18 protein-coding genes and 1 pseudogene are annotated in these 17,480 nt (G+C 42.9%); 14 read left to right on the top strand and 5 right to left on the bottom strand.

Translation table 11 applies throughout. The features are described from left to right. Window positions 1–41 precede the first annotated feature (41 nt). Window positions 42–830: a glutamate racemase gene (gene murI, locus NV379_RS16960; RefSeq protein WP_258208518.1), complete on the top strand. Its 789-nt coding sequence runs from the start codon at window positions 42–44 to the stop codon at window positions 828–830. A gap of 5 nt (window positions 831–835) precedes the next feature. Here murI and NV379_RS16955 read toward each other — a convergent pair whose 3' ends face one another. Then, on the bottom strand, window positions 836–1,732 hold the full coding sequence (locus NV379_RS16955) for a cupredoxin domain-containing protein (protein ID WP_258208517.1): 897 nt from the start codon (window positions 1,730–1,732) through the stop codon (window positions 836–838). A 185-nt stretch (window positions 1,733–1,917) separates the two neighbouring features. On the opposite strand from NV379_RS16955, the pseudogene NV379_RS16950 reads away from it, so the two are divergent. The 8 genes and pseudogenes from NV379_RS16950 to NV379_RS16915 all read left to right on the top strand — a co-directional run. Then, a pseudogene (locus NV379_RS16950) lies at window positions 1,918–2,718 on the top strand (phosphoenolpyruvate hydrolase family protein); the annotation flags it as partial. A 42-nt stretch (window positions 2,719–2,760) separates the two neighbouring features. Continuing rightward, window positions 2,761–3,141 carry a helix-turn-helix domain-containing protein gene (locus NV379_RS16945; protein ID WP_308860304.1) on the top strand — a complete coding sequence of 127 codons (381 nt, stop codon included), beginning with the start codon at window positions 2,761–2,763 and terminating at the stop codon, window positions 3,139–3,141. 68 nt (window positions 3,142–3,209) lie between these two features. After that, complete coding sequence (locus tag NV379_RS16940) at window positions 3,210–4,418, top strand: Tm-1-like ATP-binding domain-containing protein (RefSeq protein ID WP_258208516.1); 1,209 nt, start codon at window positions 3,210–3,212, stop codon at window positions 4,416–4,418. A gap of 43 nt (window positions 4,419–4,461) precedes the next feature. After that, window positions 4,462–5,292, top strand: a complete 831-nt coding sequence (locus NV379_RS16935) for a phosphoenolpyruvate hydrolase family protein (RefSeq protein WP_258208515.1) — start codon at window positions 4,462–4,464, stop codon at window positions 5,290–5,292. Window positions 5,293–5,649: 357 nt separating this feature from the next. Further along, window positions 5,650–6,630, top strand: a complete 981-nt coding sequence (locus tag NV379_RS16930) for a phosphotransferase enzyme family protein (protein WP_258208514.1) — start codon at window positions 5,650–5,652, stop codon at window positions 6,628–6,630. A gap of 43 nt (window positions 6,631–6,673) precedes the next feature. Then, on the top strand, window positions 6,674–7,867 hold the full coding sequence (locus NV379_RS16925; protein WP_258208513.1) for a YbfB/YjiJ family MFS transporter: 1,194 nt from the start codon (window positions 6,674–6,676) through the stop codon (window positions 7,865–7,867). Between the two features lie 63 nt (window positions 7,868–7,930). Continuing rightward, window positions 7,931–8,446, top strand: a complete 516-nt coding sequence (locus NV379_RS16920) for a GNAT family N-acetyltransferase (protein ID WP_258208512.1) — start codon at window positions 7,931–7,933, stop codon at window positions 8,444–8,446. Beyond that, entirely contained in the window at window positions 8,443–8,964 is a 522-nt protein-coding gene (locus NV379_RS16915; protein ID WP_258208511.1) for a GNAT family N-acetyltransferase, read from the top strand. Before NV379_RS16920 ends, NV379_RS16915 begins: the two co-directional genes overlap by 4 nt. Window positions 8,965–9,057: 93 nt before the next feature. Here the strand turns inward: NV379_RS16915 and NV379_RS16910 are convergent, their stop codons facing one another. The 3 genes from NV379_RS16910 to NV379_RS16900 form a co-directional block, all read right to left on the bottom strand. Further along, window positions 9,058–9,492 (bottom strand): DoxX family protein, encoded by a 435-nt coding sequence (locus tag NV379_RS16910; RefSeq protein WP_258208510.1) that lies wholly within the window; start codon window positions 9,490–9,492, stop codon window positions 9,058–9,060. Window positions 9,493–9,552: 60 nt separating this feature from the next. Beyond that, window positions 9,553–10,143: a TetR/AcrR family transcriptional regulator gene (locus NV379_RS16905; RefSeq protein WP_258208509.1), complete on the bottom strand. Its 591-nt coding sequence runs from the start codon at window positions 10,141–10,143 to the stop codon at window positions 9,553–9,555. 198 nt (window positions 10,144–10,341) lie between these two features. After that, window positions 10,342–10,824, bottom strand: a complete 483-nt coding sequence (locus tag NV379_RS16900; protein ID WP_258208508.1) for an SRPBCC family protein — start codon at window positions 10,822–10,824, stop codon at window positions 10,342–10,344. A gap of 256 nt (window positions 10,825–11,080) precedes the next feature. On the opposite strand from NV379_RS16900, the gene NV379_RS16895 reads away from it, so the two are divergent. Next, the gene (locus NV379_RS16895) at window positions 11,081–12,001 is read left to right on the top strand and encodes an alpha/beta hydrolase (protein ID WP_258208507.1); all 921 of its coding nucleotides are present in this window, start codon (window positions 11,081–11,083) and stop codon (window positions 11,999–12,001) included. Window positions 12,002–12,012: 11 nt separating this feature from the next. Here NV379_RS16895 and NV379_RS16890 read toward each other — a convergent pair whose 3' ends face one another. Continuing rightward, window positions 12,013–12,387: a winged helix-turn-helix transcriptional regulator gene (locus tag NV379_RS16890; RefSeq protein ID WP_258208506.1), complete on the bottom strand. Its 375-nt coding sequence runs from the start codon at window positions 12,385–12,387 to the stop codon at window positions 12,013–12,015. A gap of 196 nt (window positions 12,388–12,583) precedes the next feature. On the opposite strand from NV379_RS16890, the gene NV379_RS16885 reads away from it, so the two are divergent. The 4 genes from NV379_RS16885 (at window position 12,584) to NV379_RS16870 (ending at window position 17,433) form a co-directional block, all read left to right on the top strand. After that, window positions 12,584–14,545 carry an elongation factor G gene (locus NV379_RS16885; protein ID WP_258208505.1) on the top strand — a complete coding sequence of 654 codons (1,962 nt, stop codon included), beginning with the start codon at window positions 12,584–12,586 and terminating at the stop codon, window positions 14,543–14,545. A 125-nt stretch (window positions 14,546–14,670) separates the two neighbouring features. Beyond that, window positions 14,671–15,405, top strand: a complete 735-nt coding sequence (locus tag NV379_RS16880) for a pentapeptide repeat-containing protein (protein ID WP_258208504.1) — start codon at window positions 14,671–14,673, stop codon at window positions 15,403–15,405. A gap of 29 nt (window positions 15,406–15,434) precedes the next feature. Then, window positions 15,435–15,914 carry a PH domain-containing protein gene (locus NV379_RS16875; RefSeq protein ID WP_258208503.1) on the top strand — a complete coding sequence of 160 codons (480 nt, stop codon included), beginning with the start codon at window positions 15,435–15,437 and terminating at the stop codon, window positions 15,912–15,914. Continuing rightward, on the top strand, window positions 15,907–17,433 hold the full coding sequence (locus tag NV379_RS16870; RefSeq protein WP_258208502.1) for a PH domain-containing protein: 1,527 nt from the start codon (window positions 15,907–15,909) through the stop codon (window positions 17,431–17,433). The genes NV379_RS16875 and NV379_RS16870 overlap by 8 nt, the downstream gene beginning before the upstream one ends. The last annotated feature ends 47 nt before the right edge of the window (window positions 17,434–17,480 follow it).

Genomic DNA, 17,480 nt, shown 5'->3' with positions numbered 1-17,480 from the left:
TGAATAGATGCGCGACTTCAATAGAAAACAAGGTGACAGAGATGAGAATAGCATTCTTTGATTCAGGAATCGGCGGTATTACGGTTATGACCGAGGCAATGAAGCAATTACCGCGCGAAGACTATATCTATTATGCAGATAACCTGCACGTTCCATATGGAACAAAGAGCAAGGATGAAGTGAAATTTTATGTGAAAACAGCCATTGACGATATTATGCAAGAAGAAGTGAAAGCAGTCGTTATTGCATGCAATACGGCAACAAGTATAGCGGTAGCGGATTTACGAAATGAGTATCAGGTGCCAATCATCGGACTTGAGCCTGCGGTAAAGCCTGCAGTAGAGATGAATCGTGCAAGTGGCAAACGGGTACTTGTATTTGCAACCCCCTTAACTCTAAGTCAATCCAAATATACCGATCTCGTGACGCGAGTAGATGATCAGCATATCGTCGATTCGCTGCCGCTCACGGACTTAGTTGGATATTGCGAACGCCTAGAGATCGAAGAAGCAACACAATATTTGCAAGAGCAGCTTGCGATTTATGATCTCGCAAACTACGGAACGATTGTACTTGGTTGCACGCACTATCCTTTTTACAAGAATGTGATCAAGCAACTCGTGCCTGACCACATTCAAATTATTGATGGAAGTAACGGTACTGTGAAGAAGCTGAAGCAAGAGCTGGAGAAGTCAGGTATGTTAAGTGTGCATGGCACATGTGATGTGAAGTATATGTGCTCGAGCCACGATTCCGCTACACTTGCGAAATTGGAAAAAGCAACTCAGATCTACGCGGAGATTGATCGGGTAAATCTTGAAGATAATTAATATTATTAACTAACTTGAATAAAGGCACTCATACCAGCCTCTTCATGCCCAGGTAACGTACAGACCACTTGGTAGTAACCAGTCTGATCGAAACTGACGATGAGGCTGTTTTTTTTGCCTGGAGCTGCATGAATGTGGATGTTGGTCCCGATGATTTCAAAATCATGTTCGACAGCACCTGTGTTATCGAGCGTGATTTTGATTTTTTCGTTCTTTTTCATATTGATCGTAGAGGGTGTAAAAGAAAACTCTTGCGCCTTCACGATCAGTTCCGGCACATTCGGAACATTGGAATCAGTAAGTTGCGATGAATCGCCTTGATGCTGACTATGCCCTGAATGATTCTGAGACTGCTCAGCCTTGAGCTCCGAATTCCCTCTAGCAGTTGGCATTTGTAAGGCGAAAGCCAGCGATACAGCTATAACAAGAAACATCGAGATCGGCTTGGATAGAAGTGTAGATTTAAGTTTTAATCGATAGGCTCCGACTTCACCTAACAACATGATATAGAGCAGGAAGATGATGCCACTGCATAAGATGGCTATGAATTTAACTGCACTATCCACGTAAGGAGCGGGGATCATCACCATGAGCATCGTTCCCATCATTCCGCTCATAATGCCAGACAATAGTCCATCGAGAACAGCCATTAGACTAATTGGCACTCCAATAATCGCTCCAGCCAGCCCACCTATAAGCATACTAGTAATCGTCGATTGATAGAATTGCCCCGGTAACCAGATCGTGAACAGACTACCAAGTGCTAGTCCAACGGTCATACCGATTGCCATCGCTGCCATCATCCCAGCCATTTTAGTTAAGTCCTTACGAAACGTCCCGACAAATCCTGCTACCCATAACGTCAGAACGGTGAATAATCCATTTAGCAATATCACACTCATATACCATGCCCCCCTACCTGATACTATTACTTATGGATATGCTTGGACATGACTGGACATGACCTTGGTTTTATTTCGTTCTAAAAAAGTTAGTTCATTCATTAGGTTTGCAAGGTTTGGCTGTTCAGTATACATTGGAAGTAATCATACAACGGCCGAATACAAGCAGGGTAAGGGGGATCATAATGAAGACAAGAGAAGAAATTCTATGTCAGTTACAAGATCAGCTCTCGGCAGGTAATCATATTATTGGCGTAGCGACAGGTGCGGGGATCACAGCTAAGTATGCGAAGCAAGGTGGGGCCGATTTTATTCTGATGCTAAACTCAGGGAGATTTCGACAGATGGGAAGAAGCTCGCTTGCTGGATTTTTACCATTTTGCAATAGTAATGAGATGGTGATGGACTTTGCTTCAAGAGAAATAATTCCGCTTGTGAAGGACATCCCGATTCTGTTTGGCTTGAATGCAACTGACCCAACGAAAGATATGGCCGCTTACATTCGTGAAATTAAAGCTCGAGGTTTCGCGGGTATTAACAATTACCCGACAGTTGGATTAATAGATGGTCAATTTGGTGAAGCATTGCAAGAAGATGGGAATCTCTATTCCTATGAAGTTGATGCGATTCGCATTGCCCGAGAACAAGACTTGTAAACAGTTGCCTTTGTGTTTCATGAAGGACAAGCAGCTCAGATGATCGAGGCGGGTGCAGACGTGATCTGTGTTCATCTGGGTCTAACCGAAGGGGGATTACTGGGTGCAAGAAAAGTTCTATCGTTAGAGTCGGCCAAGGTTCAAGCAAGTCGGATATTCGATGTCTGTAATCGACTAAATCCTCATGTAATAAAACTCGTATACGGTGGACCTGTCAAAACCCCTATCGATGTGCAATACATGTACAGCAACAATACGGATCTTAATGGGTATATCGGGGGTTCTGCTTTTGAGCGGATTCCATCGGAGAAGTCGATCACGAACATCACGAAGGCATTTAAAGTGACAGGAAAACTAAATGAAGATGATCTTATGGTCAAAATGTTAGATGGCGTGACGAAGCATTATGACTACGTTGAATTCGTGAAAGAATACGTGGCACACAATTATAGCAATGAAATCTCATTTATCGATCTGGCGAAGGTCGCGCATGTATCTCGAAGTTATTTAAGCAGCTTATTTACGAAAAAGGTGGGCTGCAGCTTCCAAACGTACCTGGTGCAATATCGAATGGACAAGGCAGCAGAGATCTTAGATCGAGAACCGATTCAGCTATCCGAGCTCGCGCCGCTTGTTGGTTATCAGGATTATGCACAGTTTAGTAAAATGTTTAAAAAATACAAGGGTTGTACACCGAAGCAATACAAATCTAACATAAACACAAAAACAGGAGACATTAAAGCGTTTTCATAGAGGGACCGCAGCGGTATGATTAAGTAGTAGTTAATCATACTTTTTTTTATGAAAGTGAGGTTAAACCAATGAAAACAATTGCAATAGCAGGGACATTTGACACAAAAGGTGAGGAGTACCTCTATATTCAACAATTAATCAAAAGCTTGGGACTTGGTACATTTACGATCCATACCGGTGTATTCGAACCTTCATTTACACCCGATGTATCCAATCATGAAGTAGCCGCAGCAGCAGGTGTGGATATGTTGACGCTCGCTGAGAAGAAGGATAGAGCCCTAGCAACTGAAGTCTTATCTCGTGGGATGGAGAAGCTCGTACCTGAATTATATAAGCAAGGCAAATTTGATGGAATTATTTCCTTCGGAGGGACAGGCGGAACGTCACTTGTGACACCGGGGATGCGTGCATTGCCAATTGGCGTTCCTAAAGTGATGGTATCGACAGTTGCGTCAGGGAACACAGCACCTTACGTTGGTACAAGTGATATTGTTATGATGCCATCGATTGTTGATGTAGCGGGGCTTAACTCGATTTCAACTCAAATCTTTGCGAATGCTGCATTTGCGATTGCAGGAATGGTGAAATTTGAGAATACGCAGGTGATTGAGAAGAAGCCCTTAATTGCGGCAACAATGTTCGGTGTAACAACGCCATGTGTAACAGCAGCTCGCAACTACCTAGAAGCAAGAGGGTATGAGGTGCTAGTGTTTCATGCGACAGGAATCGGTGGCAGAACGATGGAAGCACTCATTGAAGCTGGATTTATCGAAGGGGTACTTGATCTTACAACAACGGAATGGGCCGATGAAATTATTGGCGGTGTGCTAAATGCAGGGCCGCATCGCTTGGAGGCAGCCGGTCGCAATCATATACCACAAGTAGTATCTGTAGGTGCGCTGGACATGTGTAACTTTGGGCCATATGATACGATCCCTCCACAATTTGCGGGACATACATTTTACAAGCATAATCCGACGGTCACGCTGATGCGAACGACAGTTGAAGAAAACCGATTAATTGGGAACAAGCTAGTGGAGAAGCTCAATTTAGCGAAGGAAAAGACCGCTTTAATCCTGCCGCTCCAAGGGATTTCTGGCATTGATGTGAAGGGTGAAGCCTTCTATGGACCAGAGGAAGATCAGGTATTGTTCGATACATTAAGAAATGGAATTAATCGTAATGTGGTTGAACTCATTGAGATGGATTGTGCGATAAATGATGTACAGTTTGCGGAAGCCGCAGCACAGAAGCTAATTGATTTAATGAGTAACTAAATGATAGATAGTCGGTATGAATTGTATTAGGGAGGAATTTCAGATGAACAAACAGACAAGATTAGAAATTGTAGCTACCTTTAAAGAGCAAGTTCATAATGGACAAATCTTACTAGGAGTAGGAGCAGGGACAGGAATTACAGCCAAGAGCAGTGAAGCTGGTGGAGCAGATATGTTAATAGTGTACAACTCAGGCAGATACAGAATGGCAGGGAGAGGTTCACTCGCAGGGCTGTTATCCTATGGGGATGCGAATCAAATTGTTGTTGAGATGGGTTATGAGGTTTTACCTGTGGTGAAGGATACCCCAGTACTTGCAGGAGTGTGCGGGACAGATCCTTTTCGTGTGATGGAAGTGTACTTGAAGCAGTTGAAAGACCAAGGATTCAGCGGCGTACAGAACTTCCCGACTGTTGGATTGATTGATGGGGTATTCAGACAGAATCTCGAAGAAACAGGCATGGGCTATGATCTGGAAGTTGAGATGATCCGAATCGCACATGAGCTGGACATGCTCACGACTCCTTACGTATTTGATCCAGAGCAAGCAAGAGCAATGGCAGCAGCTGGAGCGGATATCCTCGTTGCACATATGGGATTGACAACTAAAGGGACGATTGGAGCGAAGACGGCTCTGACTCTCGATGATTGTGTAGAGCGTATTGAAGCCATTATCCGTGCTGGAAAAGAAGTGAATCCGGATATCATGGTGATTTGCCACGGCGGCCCAATTGCAGAACCAGATGATGCTGCTTATGTCATGTCGAAGACAGAAGGAATCGCAGGCTTCTTCGGTGCTTCCAGCATTGAACGATTCGCAGCTGAGAAAGGGATTAAAGAGCAAACCGAATTATTCAAAGCGATTAAATGCTAATTTGGATGTATATCGAATTTCATTAGATTAATAATTGACTTTTCAAATAATATATCTGATAATGGAAATAACTTGCATTTGAAGGGAGTGAGCGGCATGAAACGCCGAGTTAATATGACAACAACTACTAATATGATGGTGATTACGAACTAAATAGGTGAGGCAGGCGCTTGAGGTCTGCCAGTTGCGAAGGTACATGTTTTCCTAAGTTTTAGTAAAAATAGGGCTTTGTTTGCGTATGCATCCAGCTGCTCTAATAGCTAATAACAGGACCGCAGGTTATGACCTTGCGGTCTTTTTGCGTTCTCAAAAAGCGAAGAATGATAAACAATCCAAATTTCAAGGAGCTGTATGCCCATGTTAAAGTTAAAATATTTGTTCAATAATGAAGAGTTAGCCATGATGATTCTACGGAACTGGGAGTTCGATGAAGAGTCGGTGGAGATGTTCCAGTATTACCGAATCTCGTCGAATGCGATCTATCCATTTCGAATAGACGGGAAGATACACCTGCTGCGATTTGCACCGATTGAAGAGAAGAAGTCGGAGAACGTGAAGGCAGAACTAGCGTTCATCGCTTACTTGCGTGATCGTGGTTATGGAGTGTTAGAGACAACAGAGACGAAGCAAGGTGAAGAGTTAATTGAAGTGGAGACGCCTTGGGGTACATATGTGGCATCGGTATTCAAGCGAGTGCGTGGAACACAATTAAATCGTACGGATCTAAGTGATGAAGTGATGCTAAGTTACGGGAAAGCGCTAGGTAAGCTACATCAGTTATCGGGTGAATATAAGCCAGAGCAACATCGCAGGTGGACACATGAGGATGTTATTGCGTGGATGAAAGAAGTGCTTAAGGACTTCCCACAAGAAACAACAGCCATGCAGGAGTGTGAGCTGGTGCTTGCGAAGCTGAGTTCTTTTAACAAAAATAATATCAATTATGGCTTGATTCATTATGATTTTGAATTCGATAATGTATTCTATGATCAGGGGACGGGTGGATGTAATGCGATTGATTTCGATGATTCCATGTACCACTGGTATGTGATGGATGTAGAGCAGTCACTGGATAGCTTGCATGATGTTGTTGCAGAAGAAGTGTATGAGGCGAAGAAGGCGATCTTCCTAGAAGGTTATCGCTCCGAGTATGCGTTACCGTATAATTGGGAGGAACTACTTTCTGTTTGCCGTCAATTCAACAATTTATATGGTTATGTTCGTACGCTGCATGCAATGAGTGAAAAGTGGGCGAATGAACCCGAATGGTTAACTGGTCTGAGAGCACGGCTGGAACAATCAATGGAAGTAAAGGCTCGTCAGTTCGGTGTGAATTAAGTTATAATAATGAGATTATAACTATTTAATGAGGTGAAATGCTTTGGAGAAAAGTAATTTTCCGTTCCTAATTGGGGGAATATTCTCACTTATGATTGCAATGGGGATTGGAAGATTTGCCTACACACCCATCTTGCCACTCATGCAGCACGATCTATCCTTCTCCAATGCGATTGCAGGATACTTTGCGACAAGTAATTATGCAGGGTACCTGTTCGGAGCGATAATAACGGGAATTTTTCCGATTAAGCATTCTAGAACGCTGGCACTGCGTATGAGTCTAGGGGGCAGTATTCTAACGACTGCAAGCATGGGCTTCGTGGATTCTTATGTCTTGTGGTATACGCTTCGCTTCTTTTCTGGTGTTGCGAGTGCGTTCGTATTCGTGGTTGCTTCGAGTATTGTATTAGATAAATTGGCTGCAAGAGGGAAGACGAATTTGTCAGGAATTTTCTACGGTGGTGTAGGCGCTGGCATATTATTAACGGGATTAATTATACCGAAATTAAGTGATCTCTTTGCATGGGAAGGGGCATGGATCGGGCTTGCAGGAATAGCAATCGTTCTTGTCATCTTCGTATGGATGTGGTTGAAGGATGATTCAGCGGAACTTGAATATAAAGCTATTGCCGCACAGCCAAGCGCAGCAACTACTCTTACAACTAAGAATCGCGCATTCCCATGGATCATAATAGCGTATGGCTTAGAGGGGCTAGGTTACATCGTAACCGGTACATTCATCGTATCAATTGCAGCGAAGACCGGTGCATTCGGCGGGCAAGCATCAATGGTATGGAGTATCGTAGGGCTGGCGGCGATTCCTTCTTGTTTCTTATGGTCAGTATGGGGTAAGAAGTATGGATACGTGAAACTGTACATTGTGGCGATGCTCATTCAAGCTGTTGGTATTGCGATTCCTGCTTTCTGGAATACAACAGTAGGTCTCGTCATGAGTGCATTGTTGTTCGGTTCGACCTTTATGGGAATCACGACACTAACGAATACGTGGGCAAGACTCAAGTATCCATCGAGTAGTGGTCAGATCATCGGTTATTTAACGACAGTGTATGCTGCAGGTCAGATGCTTGGACCAACTATAGCTGGGGTGATCGCCTCGTTTACAGAAGACTATAATGTCGTACTAATTGGTGCGGCTGGTGCGGTATTCTTAGGGGCTATGTTATTAGTTAAAGGCTACCTTGTGGAAAAAAAGCAGTCTATTCAAATAACAAGTTGAACTAGAACGAATGTTCTTGTTATAATTGGGGTAATTTAGGAAATCGAAGGAGTGCTGCTTCATATGCTTAAACGTGAAGTACAGATCAAACCGTGGGTTGAATCGAATCTTGATCTATTGCATCAATTGAACATCCCTGAAATGCTGGAGCACCTTGGGGGTGTGGAGACTGAAGAGCAGGTCGTAAGTCGTAACAAGCGATATAGCGCTATTTCTGTTAAAGGAACAGGTAGAATGTTCAGTATTGAACTCATGCCCGAATCTGTCCAAGTTGGGAATGTTGGGTATTGGGAGAGCGAGTTTGATACTGAGCCAATCTATGAAATGGGTTGGGGTGTACTGCCTGAATATCAGGGGCAAGGGATCGCATATGAAGCAACACTCGCAGCTATCGCAAGTGCAAGAGCAGAGGGGAATCATATTTATTTGCATGCCTTTCCGTCTACGAACAATCCAGGATCAAATGCGCTATGCCGCAAGCTGAACTTTAAATTCATCGCTGAAAGTGACTTCGAGTATCCAAAAGGCAACTGGATGAAGTGTAATAATTGGCGATTAAACCTAAGGAGCGCAACGTGAGAAACTTTTTCTTAACAACAGCAAGGCTTGGTTTCTCAAATTGGGAAGAAGCGGATCTAGATTTAGCTTATTCTCTATGGGGAGAGCCACTTGTAACGAAATACATATCAAGCACAGGCATATTCACATCTGAGCAAATCCAAGCGCGTCTGCAACTAGAGATCGATAATCAAGCAAAGCACCAAGTCCAATACTGGCCTATTTTTGAAAAAGAATCCTTCGCTCATGTTGGCTGCTGCGGTTTTCGTCCTTACAATCTAGATGAAGGAATCTATGCGATTGGTTTCCATCTTAAGAGTACCTATTGGGGAGTGGGTTATGCAAGAGAGGCAGCAGAAGCTGTGATTGCCTATGCGCCCCGTACATTACAAGCCAAACAACTCTTCGCTGGCCATAATCCAAACAACCAAGCATCGCGCAATTTACTAGAGAAATTAGGATTTGTGTACTGGCATGACGAGTTCTATGAACCAACTGGGTTATATCATCCTTCTTATTTACTTAATCTCATTAAATAATGTAAAACCCTGAACAATTCTCTGTTCAGGGTTTTGTTATGACATCCTTTTACTCGGAAATGTTTGGCTGGAGAGAATATATCTGTGTTGGTGTTAACCTGCGAAGAAGATTGCAGTGAGGAAAACAAGATGGAGAATAGATCGGACGAAAAGCTTAGGGGTTGGTCTGCCACCGATAGTTAAATTCTCTCGTGCCGCACGGATGTTGGCAGGGAACATTGCGATAAGCAGCACCAATAAACAGATCGAAGCAAGTTTAGAAGTGGAAGGGATAAGGATGCCGATTGCACCAGCAATTTCGAGTACACCTGTTAGGGTCACGATCCATTCTGCTTTTTTGAAAATAGGAGGAACCATCCGTACGAGGTCAGTCTTCTTCGCTCCCCAGTGGGCGGATGCTGTAAGAAGTAACATAATGGCGACCGCAGCTTGTAAGGGAGTCTGCCACTGATCGAAGTAGGATAGTCCAACTAAACCAAGTCCTCTAAATATTACATAAGAAACGACTAACGCGTAAAAAGGGATCATGGATAACACTCCTTATGGATAATGGATTTTTGATACATGTTTTAGATATTTATCCTTCGTTTATTTGCCAATTAAGCTCGCTGTCATCAAGGCAGTCAAGGCATGTGTACTCAGTGGTGGAAGGGAAGTGGGAATTGTTGATCGAACTCGCAAACCTGTTGTTAGTAGAACGAACATTTCCGCTACTTGATCGGCATCGATAGAATCAGGGATGACACCAGCTTGTTGCCCAGTTGTAATCCACTCTTTGGAGAGTATAACAGAGCGTTCGTAGTATTGCCTAAGCGCATCAGCAACTAATGGTTGTTCTTCTTTACCAAGCAGATACATCAGTACTTTGTTCGTAATGTCCTCCGGATTTGTGAGTTCTGTAAACCGATCAGCGATTCGCTGCATCGGTCCAGTAAAGTTTGGATTAACGGCAACTTCGCCAATGAATTGTCGATTCGTCTCTTCTAATCGATCTTGCAGTACCCATGCGAAGATCTCATCTTTGCTCTTGATGTAGTGGAAGATAGCCCCTTTGGACAACCCGGATCGTTCCATCAGGTCTTTCATCGTGATGGCTTCGCAACCTTTTTCATGAATGAGCGATTTCGTTGTATCGAGTAGTAGTTGGGTTGTTTGTTGCCTGCGTTCTTCTTGTTTCATCGAGTTACCTCCATTCGGAATGTTGAATTAGTTTTATTATATATACCAACCATCGGTTTGTAAATAAATAAATTAGAATATTTAGAAAATATTTTAGACGGAGCCATATCGATCATATCATCTCCCCATTCTTCCAATCTACAAAAAAAAAGAGCACGATCCTGTCGATCATGCCCTTTCAACCATACATAATGAAAATTACCCAAGACTTTGAATATGTTGCTCCAAGCGATCAAGTGTAGATTTCGAAGCTTCAACAGCACCATATTCACGTGCGACAAATTCAAGTTCTTCAGCTGATCTGAAGATTGAACGCATCGTAAGCGCAGTATGACCGTCTTGATCTTCGAATGTAACGAATACACGGAATTGTTCTGGATCGTTACTCTCTCCATGTGAATATTCAATTATTTCTGGGCTGACAACTTGGTGATAAGTGATCTGGTTATCATAATCAACGCCATCTGGACCATGCATAATATAGTTCCATACGCCGCCTTCACGAACATTGATCTCTTGTGTTGTGATCGTAAACTCACTTGGTCCCCACCACTGCGGTAGATGTTCTGGATTCGTCCAAGTGGAGAAGACTAACTCGCGAGGCGCTTGGAACAGGCGACTTACAATTAGTTCACGACCTACGATTTGTGCAGTATGACTTGCTTGAAATGAATTTACCATTATTGATTCCTCCAATTTATTATTATGTATTTGTTTGTCTTGCTCATGAATTGAATATACTATATAAAGAATATTCCTGTCAATGAATATTTAGAAAGTTAATAATTTTAGCAACCCATTAGATACTGGCACCTCATTCTTCACGCCACTTTGGAGTATGTAAGCCACTTAATAGTGCCTTCTTACGCAAATTAAAAACTTACAGTAAGCTTTTCTCATAGCCAATAACAAACGAAGAAGAGAGAAGGGAAACAATATGACAAAGCTTACAATGCCAGCAAGTACAAAGTTATTCTTAGCGGATATCGCTAAATTTCCACCACTGCACACTATGATCCCAGAAGAGCTAAGAAAGGTAGTCGTTGCGAATGCGATTTCGGATAACTTCCAGCTAGCGAGTGTTAAAGATTATAACCTAGAGGGTCCACATGGCGAATTTAAAGTACGCTTATATCGACCAACTGAAGAATCAAACTTACCTGTACTCGTATTCTTCCACGGAGGAGGATTCGTATTTAACCGAATCGAGCATTACGATCCGATGTGCAGCAAGCTTGCAACAGCTACGGGGTGTGTAGTCGCATCCGTAGATTATCACTTAGCCCCAGAGTATAAGTTCCCCGTACCCGTGGATGAAGCATTATTCGCTACGAAATGGGTAAGTGAGCAAGCAAGTGAACTTCGAATTGATCCAAATCGAATCGTTGTTGCAGGGGAGAGTGTAGGTGGTAATTTGGCGGCTATAGTCGCTCAACACGCAGGTTTGGATGGTGTTCCATCGATTGCATGTCAAATCCTAATCTGTCCTCTGATGGACTGGAATGGCATTTATGAATCTAGGCAGACGTATGCATCTGGTTATTTCCTCGATCAAGCATTGCTTGATTATTGCGCAGATCATTATTTTGAATTGAATACGAATAGAGCTAATCCGCTTGTTTCTCCGATATATGGGAAGGTAGACGGAGTAGCTCCAGCACTGATCATTACAGCTGAATTTGATCCACTTCGTGATGAGGGTGAGGCTTATGGGAAGTTGTTAAGTGATCAAGGAATAAAGGTGTCTTCTAAACGGTATGACGGAATGATTCATTTGTTCTATGCACTAACGGATGTGTTTGAGGAAGGTCATGATGTGTATGATCTGATCCGAGATGAGTTGCGGGAACTTCATTAATTTTCCATGAATTAATTTACATTCGCTTGATCAAAGGTCTGTCTTGCTTCGAGAACCGAGTCATAATGAGTTTCAGTCCATTTATGGAGAGTTCGCATCGGTTCAATGAGCGACACACCAAGCGGTGTTAGGCTGTATTCGACAGTAGGCGGGATGGTAGGGTACACCACACGTAGTACCAATCCATCTCGTTCTAATTGTCGAAGTGTCTGCGTTAACATTTTTTGTGTGACACAGTCTATACTTCGTTTCAGATCGCTGTAACGCTTCGTGCCGCTTTCTAATTCATAGAAGACGAGAACCGTCCACTTACTCGCAACTATCTCTAGCGCTCGCCGGTAATGGCACGGGGATTCAGCCTCATAGGAAAATGATTGTTCAGACATGTTGTCAACTCCTTAGGAATGATTTGGTAATGAGTATAAGATGTTTTCTAAAAAAACTCTACCCAATCGAAAGTAAATCCAGCTGATATACTAGAACTAACTTTATTAAAAATGGAGGCGGTTTTTATGCGCAAAAATAATATGAAATTCCAAAAGGAGTACGAACAAATGACTAAACAAATGAGGTTATATACAAATGGAAACAATCAATATAGGGGTACTTGCACATGTTGACGCAGGGAAGACGACATTAACAGAGCGGATATTATTTGAGACAGGAGCGATTACACAAGTAGGCTCTGTCGATCAAGGAACGACACAGACCGATTCACTGGCCATTGAACGAGTACGTGGGATTACGGTGAAGTCGTCCGCAGTTTCTTTTACAACACAAGGCATAAAGATTAATTTAATCGATACACCTGGACACGCAGACTTCATATCGGAAGTGGAGTACGCATTGCGTGTACTTGATGGTGTTATTCTAGTGATCTCAGCGGTTGAAGGTGTACAAGCACAGACGAAGGTGCTGATGAACGCGCTTATGGAGTCGCAGACTCCGGTTATTCTTTTCATCAACAAGATTGATCGTATGGGTGCGAACTACAACCGAGTGGTCGAAGAGATCCGATCACTGCTTACGGAAGAAGTGTACGAAATGTGTGAGGTGCTTGAAGAAGGGTCACCTTGTGTCCGAGTAAAACATCATGGATCCCATCATAGGGAAGCGTGGCTTGAGCAATTAACACGATCCAATGATTCGTTGTTATCAGATTACATGAGTGATTCTAGCATCTCTGTTGAACGGCTGGATCAAGAGTTACGCGAATTAACACTTCGTGGAAAGGCATTTCCACTATTCGCTGGTTCGGCTGTTCAAGGCATAGGTGTACAAGATGTGATCACAGCACTCGGGCACTATTTTCCGAAAAATAGTCCTACGCAATCGGAGCAACTAACCGGTGTTGTATTCAAAGTAAAGCACAGTGAGAATGGGGAGCGCCTTGCTTATGTTCGTATATATGAAGGTCGCATCATTGTTAAAAAAATGATCACCTATCTAAGTGGAGAAAAGCAAGAAGAGGGGCAATTCAAGCTCCATCACCTAGAGATGCTTCTAGATGGACAAATGATTGAAACGTATGTTGTCCATGCAGGTGATATTGCCGTATTGCGTGGAACGGAGCTGCACGTCGGCGATATTGTCGGACACTATTGTACGAAGATCAAGCATTTTCCATTTCACGAGCCTCCGCTTCAGATTCAAGTGTCTGCGGAGCATAGTAAAGATACACATTTACTATTTAAGGCGCTTTCGGATCTGGCAATTGAAGATCCTTTTATCCAATTTACACAAGATGCTGTAACCAAAGAGTTGACGATTCGCATGTTTGGAGAAGTGCAGCAGGAAATCATCGCAACGACCCTATCAGAGAACTATGGGATTCGCGCGAAATTCTCAGAACCATTAATTATGTGTATCGAAAAGCCCTTATCGACAGGGTCAGCCGCTGAGTTTATGGGGATTCGACCAAATCCGTTCTACGCTACGATTGGTTTTCGTGTGGAACCGGGTGAGTTTGGGACGGGAGTTGTTTATCGACTTGAGGTAGAGCTAGGTTCACTGCCACTTACGTTTCAGAAAGTGATACAAGAGAAAGTTATGGAGGTGCTGCAAGAGGGGTTGTCAGGTTGGCCTGTAACAGATATTGTCGTGACACTGACGCATTCTGGATATGCAAGTCCAGTGACGACTGCGGCGGATTTTCGTAATCTAGTCCCGCTTGTCTTGATGCATGCACTTCATGAAGCAGGGACGCGGGTGTATGAACCTTATCAGCAGTATGAGATGCTCATACCTGAATCGAGTTTAAGCAAGTGTATGTCAATGCTTGCGTCTCTTGAAGCAAGCATCGAAGTGCCACAGTTGGTGACGAGTGGCTGTTTGATTCGTGGCACAATACCAGTTCGCAGGACAGAAGAATTAAAGCGAAGCTTAAAGTCGATTACAGTGGGGGAAGGGTTCTTCACTGCAAGACCGGGTGGGTATCAGTCGGTGCAAGGTATACCGATTGAAAAGCAACGCCGCACGGTATCCCCACTAAATCGTAAAAAGTATATGATGGTCGTTAGTAAAGTAATTGGACGGGAAAGTTAACGATTAGGAAGGAAACGCTAAGTCTCTGTATGAGGTTTAGCGTTTTTATTATTTTATAAGAGTGGATCTATGGAAGTATAACTACGCCATAGAACCTGGGATTCCACCTATTCGTAAGAGTAGGTATGGATAAATACCAACCTGCACGTAGGAATATGGTATGCTATCTAGTGAACCAATGTATAAAGGGGGGACTTCCTATTTCAATTAAAATTACATCTCCCAAAATTCCAGCTGATTTGCATGATTTATCGGAAATGCTATATGGGATTGGAGATAATGATGAACTTCGTCATGGACGGATCGAAGACACTAATTTCGAATACTTGGAAGCAGACAAAGTCACGCTCGATCAAGTGATTATTAATCAGGTGACGATTTCGGATTCACGTCTTACGAATACGGAGTTAACAGATGTCATTTTTGATAAATGCGATCTGTCAAATTTTAACTTCTCGGATTGTATTTTTCAAAGAGTTGAATTCCGTAATTGTAAAATTGTCGGAACGGACTTCACGATGTCCAGATTTAAAGACGTTCAGTTTATGAACTGCTTAGGGGATTATGCAACTTTTCGGTTCACGAAGTTAAACAAGACAGTGATGACGAATTGCATTCTCACGCGTGCAGACTTCTATCAATCGACATGGGATAAAGTAGTCTTATCGGGCTGCTTGATTGAGAAAGCGACGTTGTCAGGAACGAAGCTTGATGGTATTGATCTAACGCAATGCCAATTCGATGGAATTATCGTAGAACGTGAGGATTTGGCTGGTTGTATCGTAACAGAGGAGCAAGCGAAGTCCTTTATTGGACTATTAGGGCTTATTATCAAGCTAGATGCAGATATGACACAATAACTATACTTAGACAGTGGAAGTGAACGTAAATGAATGAAGATCAATTACAGCATGTAGATATCAAAATAATGAATGCGCGCATATTAGAGGGTTGGATTACTATTCTCGTAGAGGCAATTATCGTGAGTGCACTCTTTATTGTGTCACTGAAGTTTGAATGGCCGATCTGGTATGCAGTTGGAGCTGCGGTATTGGTATTCATCGCGATTCCGTTTGAAATAAATGTGGTTCCGAAATGGAAGTACAAGTCTTGGAAGTATGCGATTCACGAGCATGAGGTGGAGTTATGGCATGGGCTTATTTTCAAAAAAAGAACGTTAATCCCGATGGTGCGTATTCAACATGTTGATTCCAAACAAGGACCGATTCTTAGAAAATATGGTTTGTACACGATTAATTTCTCAACCGCGGCGGGTAGTCACGAAATACCTGGGTTAGCAGAGGAAGCAGCGGAAGATGTGCGGAGAAGAATTGCCGAGCTTGCAAGGATCGGTGATAATGATGTCTGATTCGCGCACGGATACTAATCGTTTACATCCGGTCTCTATTCTATATTTCGTCGTGATGGCGCTTAAAGAATCTAGATCCTACATCTGGATTATTCCGCTAGGACTACTGTGGATCAAGAAATGGTTCGGGCATGAGGTCAATCAAGTTGTAGTGTTTATCGTGGTTGCCTTCATCTTGCTTGGAATATTCGTGTTGATCGGACGAAAAAAATGGCGTAATTTCACTTATCAGGTTAATGAGAACTCGATCTACATCAAGAGTGGCGTATTGGTGAAAAAGGAGCGCTGGATTACACCAGATCGGCTCCATTCGATTGATTCGACGATTCGTGCATATGACCGGATTTTCAATACGATTACACTTACGATGGAAGTGGCAGGTGGAGAAGATTCAAGTGTGGAGTTAAGCTGTATCAGGCAAGAGGAAGCGGAACGAATTCGAGCGGTATTATCGAAAAAATCGGTTGACTCGTCAGGGGATGAGCAAACGAGGGAAACAGAGTCAGTATCGGCGAATGTAGAACCATCAGCTAGTTCCGAGAATCTACAGCAGCAAGAAGGTACAGTTAAATCAATTCAAATTACGACAAGAGAACTGATCATACATAGTATGTTATCTCCCAAATTCAGTCTGATCTTCTTCGTCTTGTTGGGTGGTGCATTCAAATTATGGGATAAAGTTAGGAAAGACAGGGACATTGATCTAGTTTCCTTGCTTCCAGGGTGGATATTAGATAATTGGATCGTATTAAGCATAGTTATTCTGCTTGTGTTATCCGCGGTCTTGTCGTTCTTGTGGACGTTGATCGGGGATTATGGATTCAAATTAAGTGCGCAGGATACGGACCTTATAATAGAACGAGGACTTTTTGAGAAGAAGAAGACTTCCATTGCGCAGAAGCGAATTCAGAGTGTACAGCTCATTCAAAGCCCGCTGCAACGACTCTTCGGATATGTATGTGTAAGAGTGGTGTTTGTACGTAATAGAAAGGAAAAGGATACCGAGAGTTCGATGGTACTTCATCCTATCTTGCGAATTGCGGAGGTCCCGGTATTCCTAAATGGTTATACCCATTATTATGTAGCGGAAAACTTGCAGAAGGTATCGAAGAAGTCACTACGATATTACTTGCTAGTACCAACACTAATTAGTATCGCGGTGTGCGTGCCAATCATCGTCTTCGTGCCTAAATCGTATGGATGGTTTGCCGTACTTATTCCGATTTACGTCTTGATCTACTGCCTCATGGAGTATAAGCTTACAAGCTGGAAGCTCGAAGAGAAGCAGCTTACGATTCAGAATGGCGGGTTTACGCGTAAAGTTACGTTGATTAAGAAGGACCGCGTACAGTGGTCGCAGTTATCGCATACTATTTTTCAACAACGTAAAGATATTGCATCTGTGAACTTAGCAATTGCGTCAGGCAACAACAAGATGAAAGTTTCACTGCCATACATTCCACAGCCAGAAGCAGAGCTAATCTTGAAGTGGACACAGCGTAGACATAATCTCATATAGAAGTACCATTTAACCTCGAAACCGAATGGTTCCGGGGTTATTTTTAT

The sequence above is a fragment of the Paenibacillus radicibacter genome (assembly GCF_024721995.1).
In the GTDB taxonomy this organism is placed as follows: Bacteria; Bacillota; Bacilli; order Paenibacillales; family NBRC-103111; genus Paenibacillus_AM; species Paenibacillus_AM radicibacter.
Note: the sequence above shows the minus strand (reverse complement) of the source record. Positions and strands in the feature narration are given on the sequence as shown.